General features: G+C 64.6%; 12 protein-coding genes and 1 pseudogene. 6 read left to right on the top strand and 7 right to left on the bottom strand.

Annotation, left to right across the window (positions count from 1 at the left end):
* Positions 1-221, bottom strand: a pseudogene (locus N551_RS0116305) (IS21 family transposase); the annotation flags it as partial.
* Positions 222-516: 295 nt separating this feature from the next.
* Between N551_RS0116305 and N551_RS0116300 the strand changes: the two are divergent.
* The 3 genes from N551_RS0116300 (at position 517) to N551_RS0116290 (ending at position 2,540) form a co-directional block, all read left to right on the top strand.
* On the top strand, positions 517-1,296 hold the full coding sequence (locus tag N551_RS0116300; RefSeq protein WP_007602648.1) for an NAD kinase: 780 nt from the start codon (positions 517-519) through the stop codon (positions 1,294-1,296).
* A gap of 88 nt (positions 1,297-1,384) precedes the next feature.
* Positions 1,385-1,930 carry a response regulator gene (locus tag N551_RS0116295; RefSeq protein ID WP_027567831.1) on the top strand — a complete coding sequence of 182 codons (546 nt, stop codon included), beginning with the start codon at positions 1,385-1,387 and terminating at the stop codon, positions 1,928-1,930.
* Positions 1,931-1,961: 31 nt separating this feature from the next.
* A complete protein-coding gene (locus N551_RS0116290; protein ID WP_027567830.1) occupies positions 1,962-2,540 on the top strand; it encodes an Hpt domain-containing protein in 579 nt (192 codons plus the stop codon).
* 138 nt (positions 2,541-2,678) lie between these two features.
* On the opposite strand, the gene N551_RS0116285 is transcribed toward N551_RS0116290, so the two are convergent.
* The 4 genes from N551_RS0116285 to folE form a co-directional block, all read right to left on the bottom strand.
* The gene (locus tag N551_RS0116285; protein ID WP_027567829.1) at positions 2,679-3,854 is read right to left on the bottom strand and encodes a DUF2336 domain-containing protein; all 1,176 of its coding nucleotides are present in this window, start codon (positions 3,852-3,854) and stop codon (positions 2,679-2,681) included.
* Positions 3,855-4,060: 206 nt separating this feature from the next.
* Positions 4,061-5,158 (bottom strand): transglycosylase, encoded by a 1,098-nt coding sequence (locus N551_RS0116280; protein ID WP_035961430.1) that lies wholly within the window; start codon positions 5,156-5,158, stop codon positions 4,061-4,063.
* A gap of 89 nt (positions 5,159-5,247) precedes the next feature.
* Entirely contained in the window at positions 5,248-5,670 is a 423-nt protein-coding gene (gene hisI, locus N551_RS0116275) for a phosphoribosyl-AMP cyclohydrolase (RefSeq protein ID WP_027567827.1), read from the bottom strand.
* Between the two features lie 27 nt (positions 5,671-5,697).
* On the bottom strand, positions 5,698-6,390 hold the full coding sequence (gene folE / locus N551_RS0116270) for a GTP cyclohydrolase I FolE (RefSeq protein WP_027567826.1): 693 nt from the start codon (positions 6,388-6,390) through the stop codon (positions 5,698-5,700).
* Between the two features lie 229 nt (positions 6,391-6,619).
* Between folE and N551_RS0116265 the strand changes: the two genes are divergently transcribed.
* Positions 6,620-7,075, top strand: coding sequence for an iron-sulfur cluster assembly scaffold protein (locus N551_RS0116265; RefSeq protein ID WP_027518679.1), 456 nt, complete (start codon positions 6,620-6,622; stop codon positions 7,073-7,075).
* A 58-nt stretch (positions 7,076-7,133) separates the two neighbouring features.
* Here N551_RS0116265 and N551_RS0116260 read toward each other — a convergent pair whose 3' ends face one another.
* Positions 7,134-8,033 carry a hypothetical protein gene (locus tag N551_RS0116260; protein WP_027567825.1) on the bottom strand — a complete coding sequence of 300 codons (900 nt, stop codon included), beginning with the start codon at positions 8,031-8,033 and terminating at the stop codon, positions 7,134-7,136.
* 253 nt (positions 8,034-8,286) lie between these two features.
* On the opposite strand from N551_RS0116260, the gene yidD reads away from it, so the two are divergent.
* Positions 8,287-8,625, top strand: a complete 339-nt coding sequence (gene yidD, locus N551_RS0116255) for a membrane protein insertion efficiency factor YidD (protein WP_027567824.1) — start codon at positions 8,287-8,289, stop codon at positions 8,623-8,625.
* A gap of 90 nt (positions 8,626-8,715) precedes the next feature.
* Positions 8,716-8,928, top strand: coding sequence for a hypothetical protein (locus N551_RS39290; protein WP_027567823.1), 213 nt, complete (start codon positions 8,716-8,718; stop codon positions 8,926-8,928).
* Here the strand turns inward: N551_RS39290 and N551_RS0116245 are convergent, their stop codons facing one another.
* The gene (locus N551_RS0116245) at positions 8,929-10,143 is read right to left on the bottom strand and encodes a hypothetical protein (protein ID WP_027567822.1); all 1,215 of its coding nucleotides are present in this window, start codon (positions 10,141-10,143) and stop codon (positions 8,929-8,931) included.
* Positions 10,144-10,145 lie beyond the last annotated feature (2 nt).

Raw genomic sequence — 10,145 nt, 5'->3', positions numbered from 1 at the left:
CCCGCGTTCCCTGACAACAACCCGTCGAGTTCTGCTGCCCATCGTCCCAGCTTCGGCCGCGGCTGGACAACACGCTCGTACTCGAATGAGGTCTCTCCCGATCTCAGCACCTTCCGGACTGTGTTCCGCGACACCTTCAGGTCACGGGCGATCTCCTTGATCGTCTTGCCCTTGATGAAGTGCTCGCGCCGTATCCGGGCGATTGTCTCCACGATCAGCATCCCCGACCACCTGCTTCATGACGAAGCAGGCAGCGCAACAGACCAACCTGTAGGGGGTCAATTTTGGACGCCGATCCCCCGGCTTAGGGGGTCAATATTGCAGGCCGAATGACAATCAAGGCTCCAGCGGAGCCTGAAGAGCCCGGTTGGGCACAAATCAAGCCGGTTTGGTGCTCAAATCGGAATCGGCAGTTGCCGATCTGGTGTGAAGGGCGGTCATCCTCGACAATCGGGGTCGAGATCGTTAGACGAGCCCGGCGGAACTTTCTCCAGCCAGCGGCCCTGCCCGGAAGCCATGACCAAGCCAGCGCGATACGACCGGATCGCCTTCGTCGCCAGCCCAAGCAGCGAGGCGCAAGCCGCCTTTGGGCAGCTCACCAGGGACTTCGGCAATTGCGATCCGAAGGACGCCGACATCGTGGTCGCGCTCGGCGGCGACGGGCTCATGCTCCAGACGCTGCATCAGCACATGCACACGGGTAAACCGATCTACGGCATGCACCGCGGCACCGTCGGCTTCCTGATGAACGAGTACTCGACGGTCGATCTTCGGGCCCGTCTCGAGGCCGCGCAGGAATCCGAGATCCACCCGCTCCTGATGCGCGCGACCGACGCCAACGACCGCGTTCACCTGCATCACGCCATCAACGAGGTCGCCCTGTTCCGGCAGACCTACCAGGCCGCGCGCCTGCGGATCCTGATCGACGAGCGCGAGCGCATGTCCGAGCTGATCGCCGACGGCATCATGGTGGCAACGCCGGCCGGCTCGACCGCCTACAATCTGTCCGCCCAGGGACCGATCCTGCCGATCAACGCTGCGCTGCTGGCGCTGACACCGATCAGCGCCTTCCGCCCGCGACGCTGGCGCGGCGCGCTGCTACCGAACACGGCTTATGTCGTGATCGAGGTGCTTGAGGGCGACAAGCGCCCCGTGGCGGCGGTCGCCGACCACGACGAGGTGCGCGACGTCCGCCGCGTCGAGGTGCTGTCCGACAGGACCATCTCAATGCGCATGCTGTTCGACCCCGGTCACAGCCTGGAAGAGCGCATTCTGCGCGAACAGTTCGGCTCCTGAGCCGCCTCGCCGGACTGCCGATCGCAACCCTTCATTAACTCCCGGCGAGATATGGTTAACGAAAGTTGACCGCTTCGGCCCGGGCTCCATGTTCCGCATCGATTTCAACAAGCTGCGTTTCCTCGTCTGCGACGACAATCCGCACATGCGCCGCATCCTGCGGACGCTGCTGCATTCCTTTGGCGCGCGTGAAGTCTACGAGGCCGAGGACGGCGCCACGGCGCTGGAAATGTACAGCCATTACGTGCCCGACATCGTCATCACCGACTGGGCGATGCCGATCTTCGACGGGCTCGAGCTGGCGCAGATGATCCGGCAGCCGGAATCCAAGGGCAATCCTTACGCGCCGATCATCATGCTGACCGGCCATTCCGAGAAGCGCCGCGTCACAGTGGCGCGCGATGCCGGCGTGACCGAATTCCTGGCCAAGCCGATCTCGGCCAAGGGGCTCTACCAGCGCATCCTCAACGTGGTCGCCAGTCCCCGACCCTTCATCAAGACCAAGACCTATTTCGGCCCGGACCGGCGCCGCAACATCACCTCCGCCTATATGGGCCCCGAGCGCCGCGTCGGCGAAAAGCACGAGGTGCTGCAGCAGCCCTCGCTGCTCGACAAGGCCCGCTCCTCCATCTAGCGCAACGTCACTCACGATCGAGGCCGATATCATGGCGAAGAACAGCGCAAGAGACATCGAGATCACGGCCTTCGCCACGCATCAAATCATCACGCAGCCCAACCCGCTGCGGTCGGTCCTGCGCCGTGTCGAAGAGAAGGACATGGACGATCCGGTCGGCCGGGCCGAGCAGGCGCTCGCGGGCCTCGCCGGCGAGTTCAAGGACTGGATGGCGACCGAGATCAACCGGCTGTCGGCCGCCTACGTCGCCATCCGGCACGACGGCTTCACCAAGGACAGGCGCGACGAGTTGTTTCGCGCCGCGCACGACATCAAGGGCGATGCCGCGACCTTCGGCTATCCGGCGGCGGCGGGCGTAGCCGAGAGCCTGTGCCGTGTCATCGAGCACGCGCCCGATCTGGAAAAGGTGCCGGCCGAGCTGTTCACGCACCACATCAACGCCATCCTCGCCATCGTGCACGAGAACACCAAGCTCGACAGCATCAGCGTCTCCGCCGAGCTCAGCCGGCGCCTGCGCAAGGTCGCCGACGACTATCTCGCCGACGCCAACCGCGATCGCCCCGAGCATCTCGAGGTGATCCTGGCGCCGAGCATCGCGCCGGCGGGGTAAGGGCTCGCCTCTCTCCTCTCGTCATTGCGAGCGCAGCGAAGCAATCCAGACTGTCCCCGCGGTGGGATTCTGGATTGCTTCGCTGCGCTCGCAATGACGGAGTTTGCGGTTTCGACCTGCCCTATCTCGGATATCGAATTAGGCCGCGATCAAATCGTCATAGACAGGATCAACCATCTCCTCCGCGACCAGCTCGTCGCAGAACAGCCGTGCCTCTTCGCGCGCGGACTCGGTGGCGAAGCGGCGCAGCAGGACCATCAGCGGCTCGGTCGCGCCGCGGTCGGTCTCGCAATGGGTGAGCACGCGCTCGACCATGCGGCGGCGCAGCCGCGCCGCATTGTCGTCGCTGTCGACGAAGCCTTGCTCGTGGCAGGCATCGAGCGCGACCTGGAAGGCTGCAAACGTCGCCTCGGGAAGCCCTGCGCGGCGGAGCAGCGCGTGCAGGCTATTGCCGCCGCGATCGTGCAGCAGCGCGGACACGCGCGCCAGCGGCAGCTCGGCGAGCTCAGCCAGTGCCGCATCGAACAGGTCGAGATTGCTCGACAGCAGCGCGCGCAGAATGAGACCCGCGGTGAGCTGGCCGGTGATGCGCAGGTGCCGAACAAGACCTTCCATGTCTTCGCCGCGTGAGCGCGCCGCGATATTCATGGTGGAGCGGTCGCGCGCCTCGGTCGCGATCCGCTCGGCGCGGTCGGCACTCAGCCAGTTCCGGGCCACGACGAATTGAGCCAGCGTCTCCGAGAGTTTTGCCACCAGCGCAGCGCGCGTGGCGGACGGCAGATCCTCCAGCACCAGCATCGCCTCGCGGATCGCGGCGAGATGGCCGTGACGCTCGACGATGCGATCCCAGGAGAATGGCGCAAGCTCGGCATGAGGATTTTCGATCAGCTCGAGCGCTGCCGCCGCGCAGCCGACTTCGGCAATGGCGGCGCAGACCGATACCGGCAGCGCGATGCGGCGCGCGACCGCGCACTGCACCTCGTCGTTGCCGGTCGCGACGATGTCGACGAGATCGGCGTCGATCAGCAGCGGAGAATGTTCGAGCACGGGCAGCGCGACGGTCGGCTGGTCCGCCGACAGCGCCCGCACGATCGACGCCGGCGCCTCGGTGCTGCGCGCAAACGCCTCGGCCATCGCCTGCCGCACCAGCGGCGAGGGATCGTCGAGCAGCATCAGAAGCGCGCCTTCAGCGGCAATACGGTCGTCATGGGAAAGGTCTGAGATCAGCCAGGCCCGGGCCAGCGCCCGCGTCGCCTCGGCCCGCTCGCCAGCGGGCGCCGTCCTGATCCAATTGATGAACTGCCGAACAATCATGGTGCTTCCGGCTTACGCAACGAAGACGAAGCGGTGACGGCTTGTCACCTGCAACACAAAATAAACCACGACGCTTAACAAAGCGTTCACCATAACTGGCTGGTTTTATTGACGTTTTGTTAAGGGAACAAAGGCGGCCCGTTCACGCGCGGGGACCTGCGCAGCAGCGTTCACGCTGCGACGTGTCCGAGACACGGGCGTGCGTATTAGCTTGAGAACGTTCCGCTGCGATCGCTGAAGAGATCAAGCGGCTGCGGCGGCCGGACGTCGGGCGTCGCCGATGCGGCCGAGGTCGCTGGTGCGACCGTGGTCGCGGGTGCGACCGAGGTGAGCGAGGCATTGTTGCCCCACAATTTCTGCACGGTCGTCGAAACCGGCTGGGTGGTGTCGCCGGGCTGATAGATCGAGCGAAACACCGGCGTGCCCGGTGCATTGTCCGCGACCGTCATTGGCGCTGTCGCGCTGACCGGCGTCACCGCGCGTGTGTTCGGAAAGGTCTGGAGATACGCGGCATTGTCGATCAGCGGCGCGGCAGGTTGTACGCCATTGGCGCTCGCGACCTGCGTGGTCGACGGCGTGCCGCCATACATCGCCATCGCGCTGCGGGTGGTTTTCGAATTTGCCGCGCCGGCGTAGCGCGCATCCAGCACCGAATAGACCTCCGAGACGCTGCGCGCGCGGCCGTCCTTGGCGTAGAAGATCGAGCGATTGGCGGACGCAGCGTTAGGAAACAACCGCGCACCGACCGCTTGCGGATTGTCCTCGGCGTTGGCGATCAGCTTCGCGGCGCCGCCGACGCCCATGAAATGCGCCATGTAGAGTTCGCTGTCGGACGGCCTGCGGCCGAGCAGGCCGGTGAGCTTGAAGCTGTTCGACTGCGTCAGCGCGGCCGCCATACTGGAGGCGGCCTCCGGATCGTCACGCAGCTTCATGATCGACCGCTTCATCGCGGGATCATCGACGGTGTAGGTGCCTGACGACGTCCTGGTGATGGCGTCGGAATAATTGCCATAGCCGAGCTGGGTGCCCGCTTCCTTCACCGTGCCGAGCCAGGTCTGGTCGATGAACTGGTAGAGCCCGTGCGCCGATGACGTCGTCGCCCCCGCCGTGGGATCGAAATCAGATTCCATCTTGGCGGTGGTCAGCATGTATTGAAAGCTGACGCCAGCGACGTTCGAGGCCTGCTTGATCGCACCGGCGACGCGTGCCCGCGACGGATCGAGAACCGCCGTCTGAGAGGCACTGGAATTGTCGACCGACATGATGAAGTGCCCGCACCGCACGGCGTTGAGTGCGCCGGCAATTCAGCGCCCTGTCGTCTCACCGTGGGACAGGTATGGTTAATGCGGGGTTAATTGGGATCGCCAGCTCCGCCCTGCGCGTGACGGCAGGACTACTTCTTGTACACCGCGTCCGGATCGAACAGCCTGTCCGCATCGACGAAGACGAGCCTGGCGCCGCCGTCTTGGGCCTCGACCTTGCGGTAGAAGCAGGACCGGCGGCCGGTGTGACACGCCGCGCCGATCTGCTCGACGCGGAGCCAGATTGCATCCTGATCGCAATCGGTGCGGATCTCGGCCACGCGCTGGGTCTGACCCGAGGTCTCACCTTTTCGCCACAAGGCCTTGCGCGAGCGGCTGAAGTACCAGGCCTCGCCGGTCGCAATGGTCTTGCGCAGCGCCTCGTCGTTCATGTGCGCGACCATCAGCACGTCGCCGGTGGCGACGTCGGTCGCGACGACGGTCACGAGCCCAGCCGCGTCGAACCTGGGAAGGAAGGCGAGACTTTCCTCGGTTTCATGGGAGTGAGCGGACACAGTGCCCTCGCCGGTCTATTCGCGAGGTCAGCGCTGCAGGCCTCGCACCAGGGACAGAAAACGAGCCTGCTCCGCCGGATTGTCGCGGAACATGCCGGTGAAGCGGCTGGTGAAGGTGGAGGCGCCATGCTTGGCGACGCCGCGCACCGACATGCAGGTATGCTCGGCCTCGATCAGCACGGCAACGCCGCGCGGCTTGAGGATCTCGTCGATCGCCGCCGCGATCTGCGCGGTCATGTGCTCCTGGGTCTGGAGCCGGCGGGCGAAGATGTCGGTGAGGCGCGCAAGCTTCGACAGGCCGACCACGCGTTCCACCGGCGTATAGGCGATGTGCGCCTTGCCGTAGAACGGCATCATGTGATGCTCGCATTGCGAGGTGAACTCGATGTCGCGCACAAGGACGAAATCATCATAGCCGGCGGTCTCGCCGAAGGTGCGATCGAGCACCTCGGCCGGGCATTGGTGGTAGCCCTGATAGAGTTCGTCGAAAGCCTCGACCACGCGGCGCGGCGTGTCGAGCAGTCCCTCGCGGTTGATGTTCTCGCCGATATAGGCGAGCAGTGTCTTCACCGCCTGCTCGGCTTCGGCGCGCGCCGGGCGCGGCTGGTCGGCGCGTACGGCGGCGGCGAGGAATTCGGAAGGATCAAGCTCCGCCGGACGGCCATCGGGCTGCCGGTCGGAGGGCTTGTTGGGGCGGATGGATTTGATGGTAGCGTCCATGTCTACTCCGTTCGACGGCCTTGCGGCCGGAGTGTCACCGGCAGACGGGGCGGCGAGCCGCCGGACGCCTGAGAGAACAGTTTCGGCGAAAAGGTCTTCGAATTAACGCCGGCAGCACCGTTCTGGATCACACCAGTGCTGCAGCGCTGGACTGTTTTTCCGCCAGTTCCGACCCTATATAGGGCCGTGGACGGCGCACGCCAAGGCCGATCCTGCTGGACTCCATCACATGCTGAACGACATTTATAACAAGCGGATCATCGAACTGGCCGGGAATATTCCGCGGCTCGGACGGTTGTCGAATCCCGATGCCACCGCCACCGCCCACTCCAAGCTGTGCGGCTCGACCGTCAAGATCGACCTCAAGATGGAGGGCGACAAGGTCACCGACTTCGCCCACGACGTGAAGGCCTGCGCGCTGGGACAAGCTTCTTCATCCATCATGGCAAGTCAGATCGTCGGATCGACTGCGAGCGAACTCCGTGAGTTACGCGAAACTGTTCGCAAGATGCTGAAGGAGAACGGCGCGCCTCCTGAAGGCAAATGGGCAGAGATCAAGTTCCTCGAGCCGGTCCGCGACTACAAGGCGCGTCACGCCTCGACGCTCCTGACCTTCGATGCCGTGGTCGATGCCATCGGCCAGATCGAGGCGAAAGCGAAGCAGCCGGCTGCGGCGCAAGGCTGATTCCGGCGGCTGCTTCAGGCGCGTGGCTAGGCCCGGAAACGAGATCAGAAATTCGAGGCTACTTCTGCGATGCCGCGACCGGCGTGGCTACGCCGCCCGTCGGCACCAGGGCTTCCGCCGTCTTGGTCGACTTGGCGGGCTGCTCCGGTTCCGCACCGAACCTTGCCTGGGTCTTCGGTGCAAGCTCCGCCATTGCCGGCGCGGAGATGTCGACATGCGGCAGCACGTCGGCCACGAGATCCGTCGTCACGAGATTTGTGAGCTTGAGCTCGCCTGCATCGAGTTCGTGCAAATCTTCCCAGGGCGGGACGCTGAGCGCGAGCGACAGCAGGTCGCCGGCACCGCCCATGTCGAACGTGTATTTGACGAGCCGGCCGATGTCGCGCTCCACGATCATCAAATCCTGCGCGCTGTAGCTCGCTGCCTTGGCATCGTCGGCGCGATCGCCCATCCAGATCTGGTGGACCCGGACATGGGCCGCTTCCGGCACGTAGCGCTTCTTGCCGGCCAGCAACAGGAACACGCACATCGATTCGCAATAGGCCTCAGGCGCGACCGCCGGACGGACCGACTGCCCGCCGCGGTTCTGAAGGCTGATGCCGACCGTGGTCAGAAGTCCGAGATTGCGGAAGCGCCGGCCGAGCGTGATCGCGTCGTTGACGGAACCACCGCTGGAATCGAGCACCACGGTGGCGCCACCGAGCTGGCGTCCGCGGGAAAACTCTTCGAAGTCCCTCGGCGTATCGGCGGTGATGATGCCGACCGCGCTGACCCACCCGCGGCAATTCGGCTCGCAGGCGACCCAATTGAACTTCATCGGCAGCTTGCGTTCTTCGAGGGCAGCGCCGGCCCGGGCCGACGACCCGAGCGTCGCGACGGCGCCAGCCAACACGACTCCACAAGCAGCGGTTCCCACCAGCAACCAGCCGCGAAGTTTGAGCGCCTTCAGAAGTTTCAAACTGGTCCCTTCCCCAAGTCCCAAGCTTTAGCCCAAGCCTTACGGCCAGCCGACTCAGCCAAGCCCCGTTCTGACGTTCCAATGAGTCTCACATGAACGTCACAAAAATGGTATCCGGGGGAATACAGCTCGTCCATAGGCACTTGCTGCACTGCTCCCAAAAAGCATGCAAAATATGACGCACAAACAAGAGGTTACAGTTCCCTGCGTCGGAACCGCGCAGAACCTCGCCCACGATCTCAGCAAAGCGCCCATGAAGCAATCAACTTGCGAGCACTGTTTCAATCCCGTCGTGGGCGCGCGCCGGCTTCCACGCAGATTCGGCCGCGCGCTGATCTGGCTCTACCGCCACACGCTCTCGCCGCTGGTTGGCTACAATTGCCGGCACCTGCCGACCTGCTCGGTCTATGGCGACGAGGCGATCGAAAGATTCGGGCTGTGGGCCGGCGGCTGGATGACGCTGGCGCGCCTGCTCCGTTGCAACCCGTTCGGCACCTCGGGAATCGACAACGTGCCCCTCACCACACCGCAAGCCTCGTGCTGGTATCTGCCTTGGCGCTACGGCCGCTGGCGCGGCGTCAACGCACCCTGAGCATGATGCGGCGCCTCACCCGTCGCTGCCTTGAGTGGAACCGAAACTCTTTCCTCGCATTGAGGTGATGCTCCTGCGGGAGGAACAACAATGCGCTGGAAAATCAGCCGTCATTTTCACTTCAGGTCTGGACGGGATTCGCGGGCTGGTTCGCGAGGCCACGATCCCAGAACCCTCGACATGCTCGCTATCATCGGCCTGCTTGTGCTTGTCGTCGGCTCGGGCTGGTATCTAGCGACGAGCACTGCCACGCCGCCCAGTACGACGGCGTTCATCGTGCCGAGCCAGAGCGTGCACTGGTAATCAGCGGGACCAGAAAAAGCGTCCGGGCGGCGGCGGGACCGGCTCGGGCGGACGTGGCCGCTTCGGACGCGGCGGTTTCGGCGGCGGCTCGGCGGACGAGGTGGTCTCCGCGCCCGGCGCCGTCTCGCTTCCCGGCACCTTCACCGACAGCAGCAAGTTCGACTCGTGCATCCGCCAGCGGTAACCGACGCCGAAGTCGATCGGCTGGGCGCGCGTGAACAATGCGGCGTAGCGCTCCTGATAGCGGCCGGGAAATTCGCCGATGGGTCCGAGATAGCGGCCGAACGGGAAGAACCGCCATTGCCGCGAATTGTAGCTCGAAAGCGGAATGCCGGAATCGTCCTGGACGATGGTCGCGCTGTTGGCCAGCAACCAATCGCGCGCGACGGTAAAGTTGCCGGAGTGCAGCAGATAGGACGCACTCTTGATCAGGCTGTTGCCGGGGCCGAGCGTCTCGCAGAACTTCAGGAAGCCTGCCGCGCGTGCACCCGAATTGGAGAGATCGGTCGAGAAATAGTACAGCGTGCGCGCCTCGCCGTCGGGGCCTGCAAAGGTGATGCGGGCGCCGCGCGTCGCGTTCGGCCCTGGATTGTCGTTGCCGACATGCACGCCGCCCTTGTCGTCGAGTGCGACCATCTCGACATTGCGGATGGTCTTGCCGGAGCGGACGAGGAAAACATAGAGGATCGGCAAGGTGCCGTTGACCTGGTTGGTGTGCAGGTCGACCTTCATTTGCTTGGTGATGAAGAAGGAAAAACTCAGGATCGAGCCGAGTGAGCGCTCGACATTGTAGAGCGCGGCGCCGACCGAGCCGCGCGGCAATCGCGTCAGGTCAGCCACCGCACCGACCGGCTCCAGCGCGCCAAGCACGTAAGTGCTGGCCTTGGGATAGAAGGCGTTGGCATAGAGGAAGTCGGGACCGCTGAACAAATAAAACATGGTCGGCCTGGGCGCCGCCAGATTGACGTCGGCCCAGTTGCGGATCTTCGAGAGCTGGCGCTGCTCGAGCTGGGCGAAGGCGCCGTCGAAGAACTTTGCGTGGCGCTGCCAACCCGGGTCCTTGGTGAGCGGCACCAGCGGCGAATCCGCCGAAGGCTGCATGCCCGCGAGGAAGCGCGCGGTGTCGTCGAAGGTCGCCTCGGCGGCACGTGCGGACGAGACGGCCGCAGCCAGCAAGGCGATAGCGACGGCCGCAATTCTCATGGGTCGAAACATGT

Origin of the sequence: Bradyrhizobium sp. URHA0013, from assembly GCF_000518345.1 — a bacterium.
Classification (GTDB): Bacteria; Pseudomonadota; Alphaproteobacteria; order Rhizobiales; family Xanthobacteraceae; genus Bradyrhizobium.
This window is presented reverse-complemented; position numbering and strand designations above follow the sequence as displayed.